Below are 15664 nucleotides of genomic sequence, written 5' to 3' on the forward strand. Positions count from 1 at the left end.
CGAGCAACCGAAAGCAGCCCGAGCTCTGTCTTCCGACCGCCCGGAGCACCTCTCAACTGCCGCCCGACTCCACAACCGCCCGCTCGGACCGGAGGCCGTCGTCCCCGAGCCCCCGCGACGGCCCCTGACACCCTTGGGCCGTGGCGATCCCGAGCGCGGCCAGCAACGTCACCACGACGAAGACGACGAGCCGCTGCCGGAGCAACCGGGGATTGGCGGGCCGCCGACCGGTCCCGTTGGTACGCGGCCCCGGCCTCCCCGCACCACTGCGCGGCGCGGGCCGCTTCCCCGACCCGGCGGTGTTGCGCGACGGCACGGGCCGCGCCCCCGACCGCGAGCCGCCACCGGTGCGTGAACCGCCACCCCCGCCCGTCCGGGAGCCACCCCCGGTCCGCGGCGACGGCGAACCCGCCGCACCCGGCTGCGCCCGACGGGTCTCCGGCGGCTGCCGCAACGTCCGCTGGTCGACGTACTGCTCCGCGAGCCGCCCCGAGGGCCGGTCCGGATCGCCGCGCGGCGCGGGCGGGCGGACATCGGCCAGCCCCTGCGCCTCGCGTGCGGCGATCTCCTTGAGCCGCAGCGACAGTTGCAGGGTGCTGGGCCGCTCGTCCGGGTCCTTCGCCAGACAGGCGCGGACCAGCGGGGCGAGCGCGTCGGGCACCCCGCGCAGCTGCGGTTCCTCGTGCACCACCCGGTAGAGCATGACCTCCGAACTGCCGTGTCCGAAGGGCGAGTCGGAGGTCGCCGCGTACGCGAGGGTGGCCCCTAGGGAAAAGACGTCCGTGGCCGGTGTGACCGCGGCCCCGCGCACCTGCTCGGGCGCGAGGAACCCGGGCGACCCCACGGCCGTGCCGACATGGGTCAGAGTGGACGCCCCGGTCGCCCAGGCGATGCCGAAGTCGATGATCCGCGGCCCCTTCGGGGACAGCAGGATGTTGGACGGCTTCAGATCCCGGTGCACGACCCCGGCCTCGTGCACGGCCACGAGCCCCTCGGAGAGAGCGGCACCTACGGCGGCCACGTCGGCGGCCGACATGGGCCCCTCCTCGGCGACCTTGTCGTGCAGCGACGGCCCCGGCACGTACTGCGTGGCGAACCACGGACGGTCCGCCTCCAGATCGGCGGCGACCAGCCGGGCGGTGCACCCGCCCCTGATCCGCCGCGCCGCCGACACCTCGCGCGCGAACCGCGATCGGAACTCCTGGTCCTCCGCCAGATCCGGCCGGATCACCTTGAGCGCGACGCGCTGTCCACGCCGGTCGGATCCCAGGTAGACGACGCCCATTCCGCCCGCGCCGAGCCGTCTGTGGATCCTGAACGAGCCGACGACGCGCGGGTCCTCGCGCCTCAGGCGCATCATCGCCATGTTCATCCCCGCTGCCCGTTCCGTCTGACGAGCCACAGCTTACGTTTCCACGGCCGGGCGTGCGCAGAGGCCGCGCCCTCACGACCCGATCGATTGTCAGTGCCGGGTGGGAAACTTGAAGGGTGGTCAGGGAACAGGAGTTCGGGCCGGTGTTGGGCTGCCTGTGATCCCAACCACCCACCACAGAAGGGGGATTGAACCCGTGAAGGGTGACCGTGTGGAGATAGTCGTCGACGCCGGGGACACGACGCGCACCTACGAGGTGATCGCGAGCAGGGCGGGCCGCCGGGTGGAGACGGCGGTGCGCCGAGGTGTAGTGGAAGTGAGCGAAGTCACCCGCAATGGATCGGTGGTACGCACGGCCAGGTTCATGGCGAACAGGGTCCTGGCCCTGGTCGAGCAGCCGGTGCCCCGGGAGGACGGCTCGGAGCGAACGGCGTGACGACCGAGTGACAACAGGGGGCAGACCGGACGTCCCTTCCGGGAAGACCCCGAGACCTAGGACCCCGTCTCCACCCTGGGGAGTACATCGCAGGTCACCGCTCATCCTCGGGGAGGCCCGGCAATCGGTACGAGGGCATGACGACCCGGACGGGCCGCGCGCCTAGATTTGAGGTCAAGCGGCGGGTGCAGCACTCGTCCCCCGAGGTCAGACACCCGCCGCTGCCAACGACAGAGCAAGACCTACGAGAAGTCAGAGGAGGGACCATGGCCCACACGGCACCGCGGACCGCGATCCGCACACGGGAGCGCAGGGTGTTCACCGCCGACCGCCGCGCGGGTCGTCGCCACCCCTTGGTCGCGACCGCGATGGTCCTCCCCCTGGCGGCCCTGCTCGTGTACGCCTTCGGCGGCTGGGAAGCAGTGGTCACACAAGCGTCGTCCGTGGGTGTGATGCTGGGGCGCTGAGCGGCGACCCCAGGCCCGGAAGAGCGGTCCGGGCGGGGACATCCACCCATGAAACCCCGTGGGGACGGGGGTGCGGCGGACGGCAAATAGACGCCCGCGCAGCTGGGGAGCTGCGCGGGCGTTGTCCTGCCCAAAACCAACCCCCGCCGCGCTCCACCCCACCCCCCACCCCCCTGCGCCCACCCGTGCCGCTGGGGCGGCACGGGTGGGCGCAGGCGGCGCCTCGTGACCGCCGAGCAGCGGGCCCCCGGCCCGCCCCACCACCCCGCACCCGGACGTACGCTCACCCGCAGCGCCGTACGACATCCGCAGGGGGACCCATGACCGCCACAGCCGACGCCGACGCCGACGTACTCCCCGCCCTCAGGGCCAAGGTGCGACGCACGGCCCACCCCCACCCCACCCCCTGCGCCCACCCCGACACGGTCCTCGCGGCACGCGCCGACGGCACGGTCGTCCGCCACGCGAACACCGTCGCCAAGGCCCACGCACCCGACACCGACCCCACCCGGCTGGCCCTCAGTCTGACCGTCGCCGCCTCCCACCCGGACACCCTCCTGGCGCCCCTCGACCCCACCCCCACCCCCCTCCACGGCCGCCTCGTCACGTTCTGGCCGTACGGCACCCCAGTCGACCCCGACACCCCGGAGGCCGCCCCGTGGGAGGAGGCGGCCATCCTCCTCGCCCGCCTCCACCGGCAGACCCCACCCCCGGGCCTGCCGCCCATGCGCGGCCCGGCCAAGGCCGCCCGGGCCATCGCCCGCCTCGAAGCCACGGCACCCCACCACCCCGCCACGCCATCGATCCTCCGCGCCTGGCGCACCCTCCCCGCCTGGGCCAGGAACGAGGCACCCATGCCGGACACGACCACCCTCTGCCACGGCGATCTGCACCTAGGGCAACTGGTCCGCCACCCCGCGACCACCGGCCCCTGGCGCCTCATCGACGTCGACGACCTGGGCGTGGGCGTCCCCGCCTGGGACCTCGCCCGCCCGGCGGCCTGGTTCGCCTGCGGCCTCCTGCACCCCGACGAATGGACCCGCTTCCTCACCGCGTACCAGCGTGCCGGCGGCCCCGCGGTCCCCCCGCACGGCGACCCCTGGCCCTCACTGGACGTACCGGCCCGCGCACTGACCGTGCAGACCGCGGCCCTGGCGATCGCGAAGTCCACCGCTGCCGGTCACCCCCTCGACGACGCGCAGCAGTCCGTTGTGGATGGATGTGACCGAATGGGAAGCATCCCGCCGGAGTTGGTGGAGCCTTTCCCGAAGTAGGGTGCAACCGACCGTAGCCGGACAGTGTCTGTCCTGGCGTAACGCGAAGCAGCACCGAACGGCGAGGAGTTGAGCCGAACCATGCACATGCAGTGTCCGAAGTGCCATGCGCCGATGCACACCTACAACCGCAGTGGCGTCCAGATCGAGCAGTGCAGCGGCTGTCGCGGGATCTTCCTCGACTACGGCGAGCTGGAGGCGCTGACCCGCCTGGAGGGGCAGTGGGCCGGTGGCCCGGGCGTCCCCCCGCCGCCTGCCGCTCCGCAGTACCCGGCGGGTGGCGGCCACAACGCCCCGGCCTGGGGCGCCCCGCACGGCGGTCACCATGGTGGGCACCACGGCGGCCACCACGGGGGTCACCACAACCGAGGCTTCGGCCACATGCTGTTCTCCAGCTGAGGCGCGCGGGGCGCACCCGCGCCCCGCGCTCGCACGACGAAGCCCCCGGCCGTACGAGACGGCCGGGGGCTCGGTGTGTGTGGACGATACTGGGATTGAACCAGTGACCTCTTCCGTGTCAGGGAAGCGCTCTCCCGCTGAGCTAATCGTCCTCGGGATCACAGCCGGGGCTGTGGATCTTGCGTGCGCGATACTGGGATTGAACCAGTGACCTCTTCCGTGTCAGGGAAGCGCTCTCCCGCTGAGCTAATCGCGCGGGGCGAAGCCGTACGGCTCCAGAGGCCGACAGGCCTCAGTGGACGATACTGGGATTGAACCAGTGACCTCTTCCGTGTCAGGGAAGCGCTCTCCCGCTGAGCTAATCGTCCTTGGAGGTGGAGACGGGATTTGAACCCGTGTAGACGGCTTTGCAGGCCGTTGCCTCGCCTCTCGGCCACTCCACCAGGAGTGCGGGGGTTCGTGAAGATCCCCCGCGTTCCTGCGAGCGGACGACCAGGTTCGAACTGGCGACCTCAACCTTGGCAAGGTTGCGCTCTACCAACTGAGCTACGTCCGCTTGTCGTTTCCGTTTCGCTTCCGCGTCCCGGCGACGAGTTGAACTCTAGCGGATTCCGGGGCCAGTACAAAAACGCGTTTGTGCAGCGTGCTGCGCTGCGTCCAGTCCGGGACCCGGCCGGGCCCGCCCGCGAGGCACCCGTCCTAGACTCGACTGCGTGCCCGACCTCCCTCCGCTCGCCCGCTTCGGCAACCTCGTGGCCACCGGTCTCACCGATGTGACCAGCGACGCCGCCGCCCTGGACTCCTCCGGCTTCTGGGCCGTCTGCGCGGACTACGAGGGTGGTCTGGTGTGCGCGCGCTTCAGTGACGTACGTCGCGCGCCCGCGCCCGCCCCCGTGCGGGGAGAGTGGCACGGCCCGCGCGTCGACGACTGGACGTCCTCGCTCGACCGCGCCGCGTACACGGCGGGTGTACGCCGGATCCGTGAGCACATCGCCGCCGGCGAGGTGTACCAGGCGAACCTCTGCCGGGTGCTGTCGGCGCCCGTCGCACCGGACGCCGACGTGGACGCCCTGACCGCGCTGCTGGCCCGCGGCAACCCGGCCCCCTTCGCAGGAACGATTCGCCTCCCGGCGCACGGCGTCGAGATCGCCACCGCCTCCCCCGAACTCTTCCTGCGCCGTGACGGCAAGCTCGTCGAATCCGGTCCGATCAAGGGCACCGGAGCCACCGAGGCGGACCTCCTGGAGAAGGACTACGCCGAGAACGTCATGATCGTCGACCTCGTCCGCAACGACATCGGGCAGGTCTGCGCCACCGGCACCGTCACCGTCCCCGACCTCTGCGTCGTCGAGAAGCACCCGGGACTGGTGCACCTGGTGTCGTTGGTGCGCGGTGAACTGCGCGAGCACGCGGGATGGCCCGAACTGCTCGCCGCCGCCTTCCCACCCGGCTCCGTGACCGGGGCGCCCAAGTCGAGCGCCCTGCGGATCATCGACACCCTGGAGACGGCCCCGCGCGGCCCTTACTGCGGGGGAGTCGGCTGGGTCGACGCCGACCGGGGCACCGCCGAGCTGGCCGTCGGCATCCGCACCTTCTGGATCGACCGGGCGGCGGGCGAGCTGCGCTTCGGCACCGGCGCGGGCATCACCTGGGGGTCGGACCCCGAGGCGGAGTGGCGCGAGACCGAGCTGAAGGCCGCCCGGCTGCTCGCGGTAGCGTCGGGGACGTACGAGGCGAGTGGGAGGACCCTTACGTGAAGATCTGGCTCGACGGCGGACTGCAGGACACCGACTCCGCCCGTGTCTCCGTCCTCGACCACGGACTGACCGTGGGCGACGGCGTCTTCGAGACCGTGAAGGTGGTCGGGGGCCGGCCGTTCGCGCTGACCCGCCACCTCGACCGGCTGGCCCTCTCGGCACGCGGACTCGGCCTGCCCGAGCCCGACCTCGACGAGGTGCGCCGCGCCTGCTCCGCCGTCCTGGAGGCCGAACCGGTCGCGCTCGGCCGGCTGCGCATCACCTACACCGGCGGCCTCTCCCCGCTCGGCTCCGACCGCGGCGACCACGGCCCGACGCTCGTCGTCGCCCTCGGGGAGACCGCCCGGCGGGCCGACTCCACCGCCGCGATCACCGTCCCGTGGACCCGCAACGAGCGCGGCGCCCTCACCGGCCTGAAGACCACCTCGTACGCCGAGAACGTCGTCGCCCTCGCCCGCGCCCACGAACAGGGCGCCACCGAGGCGCTGTTCGCCAACACGGTGGGGCAGCTCTGCGAGGGCACGGGCTCCAACGTCTTCGTCGTCCTCGACGGGGAGCTCCACACACCGCCGGTCGCCTCCGGCTGCCTCGCGGGCATCACCCGCGCCCTCGTCGTCGAGTGGACCGGCGCCCGCGAGACGGACCTGCCGCTGGACGTCCTGGACCGCGCCGACGAGATCTTCCTGACGTCGAGCCTGCGCGACGTGCAGGCGGTGCACCGTGTCGACGCCCGCGAGCTGTCGGCCGCCCCGGGCCCGGTGACGGCCAAGGCGATGCGCGTCTTCGACGAGCGGTCCGGCGACGACCTGGATCCGTGATCCGGACCCGTCGAGGCGGCCCCGAGAATGCTGACGATATTCGGCGGACTCCATGCGCCGCGGCGGGTAGAACACCCCTGATGACCACCACCCTGCGGCCCATCGAGCCGCTTCAGCAGGCCGCCGACGGGACGCGCTCACGTCGTTACCAGGTATGTGTCAACAGCCGTCCCGTCGGCGAGATACACCTCGGCACGCGCCCCGATCCCGGATCCACGGCCGCGTGCATCCTGGACCTGCGCATCGACGAACCGGACCGTCGGCGGGGCCGGGCCACCGTGGCGGCGCTCGCCGCCGAGGAGGTGGCCCGCGGCTGGGGCTGCCGCCGGATCGAGGTGTCCGTACCGGCCGGGGCCGAGCCCGCCCTGCGGCTGGTCCAGACGCTCGGGTACGTCCTGCGCAACCGGAACATGAGCAAGGCCCTCGGCGGCACCCCGCCCGAACTGCCCGAGGGCAGCAGGGGCAGGCCCATGACGGAGGCCGAGTACGGGCCCTGGAAGGAAGCCGGGCTGGAGGGCTACGCCCAGGACTGGATCGCCCGTGGCATGCCCGAGGCGGAGGCGTACGCGAAGGCCGCCCTGGACTACGAGCGCTGTCTCCCGCAGGGCGTGGCCTCCGCGAACAACCTGTGCAGCGTGCTGGAGCACGAGGGCACGAGGGTCGGCACCCTGTGGCTGTGGCTGACCGACGACCGGGCCTTCGTGTACGACGTCGAGGCGGACGCCGCCCACCGGGGCCGGGGCCACGGCCGCACACTGATGCTGCTGGCCGAGGCCCAGGCGATAGCGGCTGGTAAGCCCGCGATCGGGCTCAACGTCTTCGCGGGCAACTTCCGGGCCGAATGCCTCTACGATTCCCTCGGCTACGAGACGACCAGCCACCACCTCTCCAAGCCGCTGCTCTGAACGGTCCTGGGGCACATGGGTCCCGGCCCGGCAATGGGGGGAGCGTTGCCCCGGCTGGCGGCCCTCCAGGGCGCGTGCCCCCCGAAAGCGGGCCGCCTGGATCACGGGCGCCCCGCCGGCGGACGGCGGTGCTCAGGCGCTCTCGGCCAGCAGCCGGTCGGCGATCTCCTCGATGCGCTCGCGCAGCCCCTCCTGGCTCTTGCCACCGTCGAGACGCTCGCCGCCGATGACGTACGTGGGCGTGCCCGTCACGCCGATCGCCTTGCCCTCGGCCTGGTCGGCGTCGACGATCAGGATGTGTCGGCCGTCGATCAGCGCCGTGTCGAACTCCTCGGCGTCCAGACCGAGTTCACGGGCCGCCTCGACCAGGAACGGCTCTCCGGCCCGGCCCAGCTCCTCGACCCGGCCGAGCACCGCCTCGACGTAGGGCCACGCCTGCCCCTGTTCCGCGGCCTCCTCGGCCGCCTGCGCGGCGGCGAAGGCGTGCTTGTGCTTCTCCAGCGGGAAGTGCCGCAGCCGTACGTCGAGCCGGTCGCCGTAGCGGGCCCGCAGCGCGCGGATGTCGTCGAGGGCGCTGCGGCAGTCGGGACACTGGAGTTCGCACCAGACGTCCAGGACGACGGCGGACGGCACGGGGGAGGAGTCGCTCATGGGATCAGTCTCCCAGCTTCCGGGCCCGCGCCGGACGTGGCCACGGTCGCGGCCCGGGCGTGAACACCGACCCCGAGACGACCCGGAGATGTCCCTGAGGTCTCCCCGGACCATGGCATATCGGACGCCTGGCGGTGCAGGATGGAAGGGACGCAACGCGAACGCCCGACCGAGCACTGCCTGGAGGACCGGATGATTGCCGAGACAGTCTGCGCCGCCGTCTCAGCGGCGGGCCTGGGCATCGCCGCGATCACGGCGTATCGGAAGCGGTTCCTCCGGGCGGCCCGTATCGCCGCCTACTCGCTCGTTCCGCTCGGCCTGGTGATGACCGGAGTCGTCGAGTGGCTGGCCGACACCGCGTTCAGCCCCACCGCGTGGGCCGGCTTCGGTGTGCTCGGCGCCGCCTGGTTCCTGTTCATGACCACCCGCGCCGTGGAGCGGCGCCGCGGGGTGACTGGCAAGGAGCGCAAGGAGGCCAAGGCGTCCCGTACGGAGGCGATAGCCCCGACGGCCTCGGCGCCCTCGCTCGGCCAGGGCGCCCGGCCGGCGGCGCGCCCGGCGGCGACCCCTCGGGCGGCGGGTTCCGGTGCGTCCGGCGCGGACGACTTCAGCGACATCGAGGCGATCCTGAAGAAGCACGGCATCTGACCACGGCGGCACCGCCTCCGACCCTTGTGAAGGGGTGCGGACTGAAACGACACAGAAGGTCGGGCAGCGGCGCCGAAGTGATCACGTTCGCTCCGTACATTGTGGATATTGGCGAACTCTCCGTCATTCCGGGTTGGTTGATCGCGCGGAGGGTCTCCGCTGCGTCATCATCGCGGCGAGATGCTGGACACAACACAGAGCGACACCGCCGCCCCGCCCGAGGAGCGACGAGGTTGTCTCTTCGCGCTCTCCCAGCCACCGCTGATGATCTTCCTAGCGGTGATCGGCTGCCTGCTGCTCATGGCGTCACTGCACGACCTGCTGATGCTGTGAGCTGTAAACGGAGCCCCTGACGTCACCCGTCGAGGGCTCCGTCAGCCCCCGTACGCGCACCCGGGCCGAGGGCCGGCGATCCGCTCAGCCCGCCGCCTCCTTGCGGCGTGCCCGGTAGGCGGCCACATGCAGGCGGTTTCCGCAGGTACGGCTGTCGCAGTAGCGGCGCGAGCGGTTGCGGGAGAGGTCCACGAAAGCCCGTCTGCAGTCGGGCGCCTCGCAGCGGCGCAGCCGCTCCTGTTCCCCGGCGACCACGAAGAAGGCGAGCGCCATGCCGCAGTCGGCGGCGAGGTGGTCGGCCAGCGACGCGCCGGGGGCGAAGTAGTGCACATGCCAGTCGTAGCCGTCGTGGTCGGTGAGCCGGGGCGTGGTGCCCGCGGCGGCGATCAGTTCGTTGATGACGGCGGCGGCCGAGGCCGGGTCGGAGGCCGCGAAGACCTCCGCGAACCGGCCACGGATCCTGCGCACGGCCGCGAGGTCGAGCTCCGTCAGCACTCCGACCTCGCTGACCTCGTGGTTTCGTACGAAGTCGGCGAGCGCCGCGACGGTCGCGAGCCCGTCGGTCGCCGTGTCGTTCTCCGGCACGGTGTTCACCAGATCGACCACGGCGTCGAGGGAACACCGGGTGTCGTGGGTGATCAGCACGTTTCGCTCCCTGGCCTGCGAGGGTCGGGCGGGCGCCCGCCGATGCTGGCCGATGGTAATGGTTCGGCGGGCGGCGGGCCGGTGTGGACCGTACTGGAGCTCCCTGGAGGACCCCTGGTACGAGCGGAACGGGCCAGGGTCGCGAATCGTGCCCGGTTCGCCTGTTCGCCGGTTCGTGCGGCCACGACACGGCGACGCCGCCGCGCGGAGATCCGCGACGACGGCGTCGATGGGTCGGCCTGAAGCCGTATTCGGTTGTACGGGCCCGAGCCGTCTCCCCGAGTGGACGGCGCCGGGCGGCTCTGGGGCCCTCGGCCCTAGCTTTCCGCCAGGATGTGCGAGAGCTCCTGATCGAGGTCGAAGTGCCGGTGTTCCGTGCCGGGCGGCACGGCGGCGTCTGTGCGCTTCAGGAAGGACTCCAGGGCCCGCGCCGGGGCTTCGAGGAGGGCTTCGCCCTCCGGGGAGCTCAGGGCGATGCACACGACGCCCTGGCCGTGACTGCGCGACGGCCAGACACGGACGTCACCGGTGCCGGTGGGCCGGTGCAGCCCCTCGGCGAGGAGGTCGCGGGCGAACACCCATTCGACGGTTTCCTCTGCTCCGGTGTGGAAGGTGGCGTGCACGGCGTAGGGATCGGCCGTGTCATACCGCAGTCCCGCGGGAACGGGCAGTGAGGACTCGCTCGACACAACGAGGCGCAGGTGCAGCTCGCAGCTGACCGTGGTGTTCATAAGCGCCAAGGCCTTTCGCTCAGTGTGCGCTCGGGGATTCGCACGTCGGCGAAATCGACATGCCACCTACGGTGCCGTTGTAAACCCCTCTGGGAGTTTTGCGTCGCTTTTGGTAGCTCATCCGGCCGAGACCGTCTTCTGTCGGTACGACCATTCCGGTGACCGGTTTCTCTCCGGTAGGGTTTGGCCGTATGGACACGGGGAGTTACGGACCGAGGGAGGCCGCCCTGGCGGCCGACGGAACGAAGAGTGACATCGACGTAGCGAACAGTGAGGCCGGTGTGGCCAAGAACGAAGCGCCGCTCGGATCCCGCGCGCCGGAATTCATCAGAGCGCGGCGGATGCTGCACCTGAGCTGGCAGGTGGCCATCTTCGTCGTCGGTCTGGCGGTGGTGGTCGCGGGCGTGATCATGCTTCCGCTTCCCGGTCCCGGCTGGGTCGTGATCTTCGCGGGCATGGCGATCTGGGCGACGGAATTCGTCTGGGCCCAGCTGGTGCTCCGCTGGACCAAGCGGAAGGTCACCGAGGCCACGCAGCGCGCGCTCGACCCCAAGGTGCGACGCCGCAACATCATTCTGACCTCGATCGGCCTGGTGATCGTGGCCGGCCTCGTCGGTTTCTACGTCTGGAAGTTCGGCTTCGAGATGCCCTGGAACATCAAGAACCAGTGAGCCCCGCCGGGGCGGCAGCGGGATTCCAGGTGTGGTCGGAGGCACCCCCTGACATGGGGTAATGTTCTTCCTGCGTCCGGGCGATTAGCTCAGTGGGAGAGCGCTTCGTTCACACCGAAGAGGTCACTGGTTCGAACCCAGTATCGCCCACCGGATGATGGCGACCCGGTCCACGGAAACGTGGGCCGGGTCGTTTTTCGTGGTGGCGCCGTGGGGTGCGCGGTGTGCTGCCCGGAGCGTCCGGTCCGCGGAGGGCCGGGTGCCGCGAGAGGCGGGCCGGCGGTCGCGCGCGGCCTCGGGGGCGCCTTGGGCACTTCGGCAGTTGGCCGAACTCCGGTGCTTCCGCGTCCTCGCGCGGTACTCGTGCTCGGACGGCCAGCCGTGCTTCGCAGGCGGTGCTGGGACAGGGGGCGGGCCGCGCCCCGCTGACTCCTTTCAGCTTCGTCCGTCAGCCGCGTGACGGCCCTCTTCGCGTTCGACCCGCCGACCACAACTCGCCCACCTGCGCTTTCAGTTGAGCGGCCGTCATCTGCGGGGCCGCAGCGCCGGGCGCGTCGCCGACTCCGCTTTCCATCAATTCCTGTCCGAATCATTGACGTCTCCTGAGGGGCTCCGTACCTTGTGCCAGCAAGCGCTTACTTGAAACGATTCATGGCGCGGGACGCAACGTCGCGGGGAGGCTCAACCATGCAGCAAAACAGGAACGTTGAGAGGCGGACGGTCCTCAAGGCGGCCGGAGCCTCACTGGCCGTCGCGGGGCTGGGGGCGACGGCCACGGCTTGTGGCGGCGACAGTGGCGCGGGGGACGGGACGGTGACGATCCGTTACGCGTGGTGGGGCGCCGAGGACCGCGCGGAGCGCATCAAGAAGAGCATCGCGCTTTTCGAGAAGAAGTACCCGAAGATCAAGGTGAAGACGGACTTCCAGCCGTACCTCGACTTCTGGAAGAAGTTCAACACCCAGGCCTCCGGTGGAAATCCGCCGGATGTGTTCCAGAATGCCATCGGTTTCCTCCGGAAATATGACGCCAAGAATGTGCTGCTCGATCTCGGCCCACAGGTCGAGGCGGGCAATCTCTCCCTCGACGGCTTCAGAGCCGGCCTGGAGAAGTTCGGCGAGGTCGACGGAAAGCTGCTCGGCATCCCGGTCGGGTCCAACTCGATGGCCCTGGTGATCGACAAGCCCGTCTACACCAAGTCCGGCGTCAAGCCCGAGCAGGGGTGGACCTGGGACGACTTCGACGCGGCGATGAAGAAGATCCGCGACAAGGCTGGGCGCGCCGGAGACAGCGGCATGTACGGGGTGATGTACCTCTACGACCTCTACCTGCGCCAGAACGGCAAGGCGTTCTTCACCGAGGACGGGCTCGGCTTCACCGAGGCGGACCTGAAGGCCTGGTGGTCGAAGGCGGAGAAGGGCATCGAGGAGGGCCTCTTCGCCGACCCCAAGAAGGTCGCGCAGATCAAGCCCAAGTCGGCGGTTGCCGCGGAGCTCGCCGCCGGTGAGTTCACCTGGGACAACTTCACCGTCCGCTACACCTCCGAGGGCAAGAGCGAATACGGTCTGGCGCCCATCCCGACCACCGACGGCAAGAAGACCGGCCAGTACCTCGGTTCCCTCATGCTCAGCGCGTCCAAGGGCACGCAGCACCCCAAGGAGGTCGCGCAGTTCATCGACTTCATGGTGCACGAGCCCGAGGTCGCCAAGATCATGGGCTATGACCGCGGGGTGCCCGCGACGCAGGCCCAGTACGACGCGTTCCAGCCGACCGACCCGGTCAACAAGGCCATCGCCGAGTACGAGGCGTCCCTCGTCTCGGCGGGCGTGCTGGAGCCCATCACCCCGCACCCGAACGGCGCGGACATCTGCGAGGCGGCCTTCCTGCGCATCGGTGAGGAACTCGGTCTCGGCACGCGCTCGGTCGACGACGCCGTCAAGCAGTTCTTCACCGAGTCGAAGACGGCTCTCGGCACCTGATGGGAACCACCGTGACGCACGCCCCTGCGACGGAGGGCCTGTCCGAGGACGAGCGCTCCGAGCCGCGGCAGAGTCCGGCCGACACCCCGAGCCCCGCCGCACTCAAGCGGCGGGGCCGCCGGGAGAACCTGGCCGGCTATCTCTTCATGTCCCCGTGGATCGCCGGATTCCTGCTGCTCACGGCAGGTCCGATGGTCGCTTCGCTCTACTTCGCGTTCACCGACTACAACCTGTTCGACGCGCCCAAGTGGATCGGCCTGGACAACTTCTCCGAGATGTTCGCCGACCCGCGCTGGCGTCACTCGGTGCGGGTGACGCTGTGGTACGTCGTCGTCGGCACCCCGCTCAAGCTGCTGCTGGCCCTCGGCGTGGCGTTGCTGCTGGCCCAGAAGCGGCGTGGGCAGGCCTTCTACCGGGCCGCCTTCTACGCGCCGTCGCTGATCGGGGCCAGCGTCTCCATCGCGATCGTCTGGAAGGCGATCTTCTCCGACGGCGCGATCGTCGACCGTACGCAGAAGATCTTCGGGATCGACGTCGGCGGCTGGACCGGAGACCCGGAACTGATCATCTACAGCCTGGTGGCGCTCACCGTCTGGCAGTTCGGCGCTCCCATGGTCATCTTCCTCGCCGGGCTCAAGCAGGTGCCGCGTGAGCTGTACGAGGCCGCCGAGGTCGACGGGGCGGGCCAGTGGCGGCGGTTCTGGAACATCACCCTGCCGATGATCTCCCCGGTCCTCTTCTTCAACGTCCTGCTGGAGACGATCCACTCGTTCCAGATCTTCAGCTCGGCGTACATCGTCGGCGGCGGCGCCGGCGGCAACGCCTGTGGTCCTGCGGACGGTTCGATGGTCTATACCTGCTATCTCTACGTCCAGGGCTTCGAGAACAGCCGCATGGGTCTGGCCTCCGCCATGGCGTGGCTGCTGCTGATCGCGGTCGCCCTGGTGACAGCGGTGCTGTTCTGGTCCCAGAAGCGCTGGGTGCACTACGAGGAGGGTGCCTGATGAGCGCACAGGCCACCGAGATCACCCCGGCCCCGGCACCGTCAGGGCGGGCGAACGCCCTGCGGCGCAGACTGCCCGGTTCCCTGGCCTGGCACATCGGGTCGCTCGCACTCCTCGCCGTGATCCTCTATCCCGTGATCTGGGTCGTCGGCGGCTCGTTCAAGAAGAGCGAGGACATCGTCGGCAGTCTGGATCTGCTGCCGACCGACCCGATCATCGCCAACTACACCCGGCTCTCCGACGGCATCGCCGACATCCCGATCTCCACCTTCTTCCTCAACTCGGTCGTGCTCGCGCTCGGCTCGGTGGTCGGGATCCTGGTGTCCTGCTCGCTGACCGCGTACGCCTTCGCGAAGATCAAGTTCGCGGGCCGCAACCTGCTCTTCACGCTGATGATCGGCACGCTCCTGCTGCCGTACCACGTCCTGCTCATCCCGCAGTACGTGCTGTTCCGCAACATGGAGATGATCAACAGCTACACCCCGCTGCTGCTGCCGAAGTACCTGGCCACGGAGGCGTTCTTCGTCTTCCTGATGGTGCAGTTCATGCGGAACCTGCCCAAGGAGCTCGACGAGGCGGCCCGGCTCGACGGGTGCGGGCACTTCCGGATCTACTGGTCGATCGTGCTGCCGCTGTCCCGGCCCGCGCTCATCACCAGCGCGATCTTCACGTTCATCAACTCCTGGAACGACTTCATGGGACCGTTGATCTACCTGAACGAGCCGGACAAGTACACGGTCTCGCTCGGTCTGAAGATGTTCGTGGACCAGGACGGCGTGGCCAACTACGGCGGCATGATCGCGATGTCGCTGGTGGCCCTGCTGCCGGTGCTCGCCTTCTTCCTCGCCTTCCAGCGCTATCTGATCGACGGTATGGCCACGTCCGGTCTGAAGGGCTGAGGTGAAGCCGACCATGGCCCTCGCCCGCACCCGCAGTCGTACCCGCGACCGCGCCAAGTCGGCCGCGCCCCGTGAGGAGTCCCCGCTCGCCGAACGGTTCGCGCTGTTCGCCGAGTGTCTGCTCACGGGGGTGTGGATCGCGCTGGCCGCGCTGCCGCTGGTGACGTACCCCGCCGCGTTCGCCGCGGGCTCCCGGCACCTGCGACGCCGTACGGCCCATGTGGGCGGCGGGTGGCGGGAGTTCGTGGCCGACTTCCGGGCGGCGGTGCGCGGCGGCTGGGTCGTCGGGCTCGTCGGCTGGGTGGCGCTGGCTGCGGTCTGGGTGGATGTCCAGGCCGTACGCGCCGGTCTCCCGGGCGGGCCGTTGGTCGGCGCGATCGGGGTCCTCGCGCTGATCGGAGCCGCCGTCGCCGGGCTCCGCGCGGCGGCGGTCTGGCGGCCCGGGACCACCTGGCGGGGCCTGCTGGGCGCGGCCGGGCGGCGGACCGTGCTCGATCCCGCCGGATCCTTTCTGCTCGTCGGCGGGCTGGCCGTGGTGGCCTGCTCCGCCTGGTTCGTCGCGCCGCTCGCGGTTCCCGTGCTCGGGGCCGTCGCGGCGGCGGCCGTCGCCGTGGAGGAGCGGTACCGGCGCCGCTGACCGGCCGGGCCCGCCCCCTACCGGTCGTGGCCACGCGCCG

Annotated in this window: 18 protein-coding genes and 6 tRNA genes; 15 read left to right on the plus strand and 9 right to left on the minus strand. The window is 70.5% G+C overall.

Annotated features, from left to right (window positions below):
* Positions 1-52 precede the first annotated feature (52 nt).
* Entirely contained in the window at positions 53-1372 is a 1320-nt protein-coding gene (locus tag ACZ9QC_RS34655; protein ID WP_472921895.1) for a serine/threonine-protein kinase, read from the minus strand.
* A 196-nt stretch (positions 1373-1568) separates the two neighbouring features.
* Between ACZ9QC_RS34655 and ACZ9QC_RS34660 the strand changes: the two genes are divergently transcribed.
* The 4 genes from ACZ9QC_RS34660 to ACZ9QC_RS34675 all read left to right on the plus strand — a co-directional run bounded on the left by ACZ9QC_RS34660 (position 1569) and on the right by ACZ9QC_RS34675 (position 3948).
* Positions 1569-1808, plus strand: coding sequence for a hypothetical protein (locus tag ACZ9QC_RS34660; protein ID WP_033532621.1), 240 nt, complete (start codon positions 1569-1571; stop codon positions 1806-1808).
* A gap of 266 nt (positions 1809-2074) precedes the next feature.
* Complete coding sequence (locus ACZ9QC_RS34665; RefSeq protein WP_215450932.1) at positions 2075-2275, plus strand: hypothetical protein; 201 nt, start codon at positions 2075-2077, stop codon at positions 2273-2275.
* A 320-nt stretch (positions 2276-2595) separates the two neighbouring features.
* Positions 2596-3549: a phosphotransferase family protein gene (locus tag ACZ9QC_RS34670; protein ID WP_472916704.1), complete on the plus strand. Its 954-nt coding sequence runs from the start codon at positions 2596-2598 to the stop codon at positions 3547-3549.
* A gap of 87 nt (positions 3550-3636) precedes the next feature.
* Positions 3637-3948, plus strand: a complete 312-nt coding sequence (locus ACZ9QC_RS34675; protein WP_184898708.1) for a TFIIB-type zinc ribbon-containing protein — start codon at positions 3637-3639, stop codon at positions 3946-3948.
* An 80-nt stretch (positions 3949-4028) separates the two neighbouring features.
* On the opposite strand, the gene ACZ9QC_RS34680 is transcribed toward ACZ9QC_RS34675, so the two are convergent.
* The 5 genes from ACZ9QC_RS34680 to ACZ9QC_RS34700 all read right to left on the minus strand — a co-directional run bounded on the left by ACZ9QC_RS34680 (position 4029) and on the right by ACZ9QC_RS34700 (position 4504).
* Positions 4029-4100: transfer RNA gene (locus tag ACZ9QC_RS34680), tRNA-Val, on the minus strand.
* A gap of 32 nt (positions 4101-4132) precedes the next feature.
* Positions 4133-4204, minus strand: a tRNA-Val gene (locus ACZ9QC_RS34685).
* A gap of 40 nt (positions 4205-4244) precedes the next feature.
* Positions 4245-4316: transfer RNA gene (locus ACZ9QC_RS34690), tRNA-Val, on the minus strand.
* A 1-nt stretch (position 4317) separates the two neighbouring features.
* Positions 4318-4391: transfer RNA gene (locus ACZ9QC_RS34695), tRNA-Cys, on the minus strand.
* Positions 4392-4431: 40 nt separating this feature from the next.
* Positions 4432-4504: transfer RNA gene (locus ACZ9QC_RS34700), tRNA-Gly, on the minus strand.
* Positions 4505-4661: 157 nt separating this feature from the next.
* Here ACZ9QC_RS34700 and ACZ9QC_RS34705 point away from each other — a divergent pair.
* From ACZ9QC_RS34705 to ACZ9QC_RS34715, 3 genes are all read left to right on the plus strand, one after another.
* Positions 4662-5705 carry a chorismate-binding protein gene (locus ACZ9QC_RS34705; RefSeq protein ID WP_472916705.1) on the plus strand — a complete coding sequence of 348 codons (1044 nt, stop codon included), beginning with the start codon at positions 4662-4664 and terminating at the stop codon, positions 5703-5705.
* Positions 5702-6523, plus strand: a complete 822-nt coding sequence (locus tag ACZ9QC_RS34710; RefSeq protein WP_472916706.1) for an aminotransferase class IV — start codon at positions 5702-5704, stop codon at positions 6521-6523. The genes ACZ9QC_RS34705 and ACZ9QC_RS34710 overlap by 4 nt, the downstream gene beginning before the upstream one ends.
* An 80-nt stretch (positions 6524-6603) precedes the next feature.
* The gene (locus ACZ9QC_RS34715; protein ID WP_472916707.1) at positions 6604-7428 is read left to right on the plus strand and encodes a GNAT family N-acetyltransferase; all 825 of its coding nucleotides are present in this window, start codon (positions 6604-6606) and stop codon (positions 7426-7428) included.
* A 132-nt stretch (positions 7429-7560) separates the two neighbouring features.
* Here ACZ9QC_RS34715 and ACZ9QC_RS34720 read toward each other — a convergent pair whose 3' ends face one another.
* Positions 7561-8079 carry a DsbA family protein gene (locus tag ACZ9QC_RS34720; protein WP_472916708.1) on the minus strand — a complete coding sequence of 173 codons (519 nt, stop codon included), beginning with the start codon at positions 8077-8079 and terminating at the stop codon, positions 7561-7563.
* 192 nt (positions 8080-8271) lie between these two features.
* Between ACZ9QC_RS34720 and ACZ9QC_RS34725 the strand changes: the two genes are divergently transcribed.
* Both ACZ9QC_RS34725 and ACZ9QC_RS34730 read left to right on the plus strand, forming a co-directional pair.
* Positions 8272-8727, plus strand: coding sequence for a hypothetical protein (locus ACZ9QC_RS34725; protein ID WP_215450938.1), 456 nt, complete (start codon positions 8272-8274; stop codon positions 8725-8727).
* Between the two features lie 180 nt (positions 8728-8907).
* Positions 8908-9060 carry a hypothetical protein gene (locus ACZ9QC_RS34730; protein ID WP_189785967.1) on the plus strand — a complete coding sequence of 51 codons (153 nt, stop codon included), beginning with the start codon at positions 8908-8910 and terminating at the stop codon, positions 9058-9060.
* An 84-nt stretch (positions 9061-9144) separates the two neighbouring features.
* On the opposite strand, the gene ACZ9QC_RS34735 is transcribed toward ACZ9QC_RS34730, so the two are convergent.
* Together ACZ9QC_RS34735 and ACZ9QC_RS34740 are read right to left on the minus strand one after the other, a co-directional pair.
* Positions 9145-9705 (minus strand): CGNR zinc finger domain-containing protein, encoded by a 561-nt coding sequence (locus ACZ9QC_RS34735; RefSeq protein ID WP_472916709.1) that lies wholly within the window; start codon positions 9703-9705, stop codon positions 9145-9147.
* 317 nt (positions 9706-10022) lie between these two features.
* A complete protein-coding gene (locus tag ACZ9QC_RS34740) occupies positions 10023-10436 on the minus strand; it encodes an SsgA family sporulation/cell division regulator (protein ID WP_004002642.1) in 414 nt (137 codons plus the stop codon).
* A gap of 191 nt (positions 10437-10627) precedes the next feature.
* On the opposite strand from ACZ9QC_RS34740, the gene ACZ9QC_RS34745 reads away from it, so the two are divergent.
* The 6 genes from ACZ9QC_RS34745 to ACZ9QC_RS34770 all read left to right on the plus strand — a co-directional run bounded on the left by ACZ9QC_RS34745 (position 10628) and on the right by ACZ9QC_RS34770 (position 15624).
* Positions 10628-11107, plus strand: coding sequence for a TIGR02611 family protein (locus ACZ9QC_RS34745; RefSeq protein WP_472921896.1), 480 nt, complete (start codon positions 10628-10630; stop codon positions 11105-11107).
* 78 nt (positions 11108-11185) lie between these two features.
* Positions 11186-11257, plus strand: a tRNA-Val gene (locus ACZ9QC_RS34750).
* 537 nt (positions 11258-11794) lie between these two features.
* Positions 11795-13084 carry an ABC transporter substrate-binding protein gene (locus ACZ9QC_RS34755; protein ID WP_472916710.1) on the plus strand — a complete coding sequence of 430 codons (1290 nt, stop codon included), beginning with the start codon at positions 11795-11797 and terminating at the stop codon, positions 13082-13084.
* Positions 13084-14088, plus strand: a complete 1005-nt coding sequence (locus ACZ9QC_RS34760; RefSeq protein ID WP_472916711.1) for a carbohydrate ABC transporter permease — start codon at positions 13084-13086, stop codon at positions 14086-14088. Before ACZ9QC_RS34755 ends, ACZ9QC_RS34760 begins: the two co-directional genes overlap by 1 nt.
* Positions 14088-14987, plus strand: coding sequence for a carbohydrate ABC transporter permease (locus ACZ9QC_RS34765; protein ID WP_472916712.1), 900 nt, complete (start codon positions 14088-14090; stop codon positions 14985-14987). Before ACZ9QC_RS34760 ends, ACZ9QC_RS34765 begins: the two co-directional genes overlap by 1 nt.
* A 13-nt stretch (positions 14988-15000) precedes the next feature.
* Positions 15001-15624, plus strand: coding sequence for a hypothetical protein (locus ACZ9QC_RS34770; protein ID WP_472916713.1), 624 nt, complete (start codon positions 15001-15003; stop codon positions 15622-15624).
* Positions 15625-15664 lie beyond the last annotated feature (40 nt).

Source organism: Streptomyces sp. HUAS MS02 (assembly GCF_055702265.1).

Bases quoted from the DNA above. Each gene is read 5' to 3' on its own strand.
- ACZ9QC_RS34655 (WP_472921895.1), bottom strand. From the start codon at position 1,372: ATGAACATGGCGATGATGCGCCTGAGGCGCGAGGACCCGCGCGTCGTC.
- ACZ9QC_RS34665 (WP_215450932.1), top strand. From the start codon at position 2,075: ATGGCCCACACGGCACCGCGGACCGCGATCCGCACACGGGAGCGCAGG.
- ACZ9QC_RS34670 (WP_472916704.1), top strand. From the start codon at position 2,596: ATGACCGCCACAGCCGACGCCGACGCCGACGTACTCCCCGCCCTCAGG.
- ACZ9QC_RS34675 (WP_184898708.1), top strand. From the start codon at position 3,637: ATGCAGTGTCCGAAGTGCCATGCGCCGATGCACACCTACAACCGCAGT.
- ACZ9QC_RS34715 (WP_472916707.1), top strand. From the start codon at position 6,604: ATGACCACCACCCTGCGGCCCATCGAGCCGCTTCAGCAGGCCGCCGAC.
- ACZ9QC_RS34720 (WP_472916708.1), bottom strand. From the start codon at position 8,079: ATGAGCGACTCCTCCCCCGTGCCGTCCGCCGTCGTCCTGGACGTCTGG.
- ACZ9QC_RS34725 (WP_215450938.1), top strand. From the start codon at position 8,272: ATGATTGCCGAGACAGTCTGCGCCGCCGTCTCAGCGGCGGGCCTGGGC.
- ACZ9QC_RS34730 (WP_189785967.1), top strand. From the start codon at position 8,908: ATGCTGGACACAACACAGAGCGACACCGCCGCCCCGCCCGAGGAGCGA.
- ACZ9QC_RS34740 (WP_004002642.1), bottom strand. From the start codon at position 10,436: ATGAACACCACGGTCAGCTGCGAGCTGCACCTGCGCCTCGTTGTGTCG.
- ACZ9QC_RS34745 (WP_472921896.1), top strand. From the start codon at position 10,628: ATGGACACGGGGAGTTACGGACCGAGGGAGGCCGCCCTGGCGGCCGAC.
- ACZ9QC_RS34755 (WP_472916710.1), top strand. From the start codon at position 11,795: ATGCAGCAAAACAGGAACGTTGAGAGGCGGACGGTCCTCAAGGCGGCC.
- ACZ9QC_RS34760 (WP_472916711.1), top strand. From the start codon at position 13,084: ATGGGAACCACCGTGACGCACGCCCCTGCGACGGAGGGCCTGTCCGAG.
- ACZ9QC_RS34765 (WP_472916712.1), top strand. From the start codon at position 14,088: ATGAGCGCACAGGCCACCGAGATCACCCCGGCCCCGGCACCGTCAGGG.
- ACZ9QC_RS34770 (WP_472916713.1), top strand. From the start codon at position 15,001: ATGGCCCTCGCCCGCACCCGCAGTCGTACCCGCGACCGCGCCAAGTCG.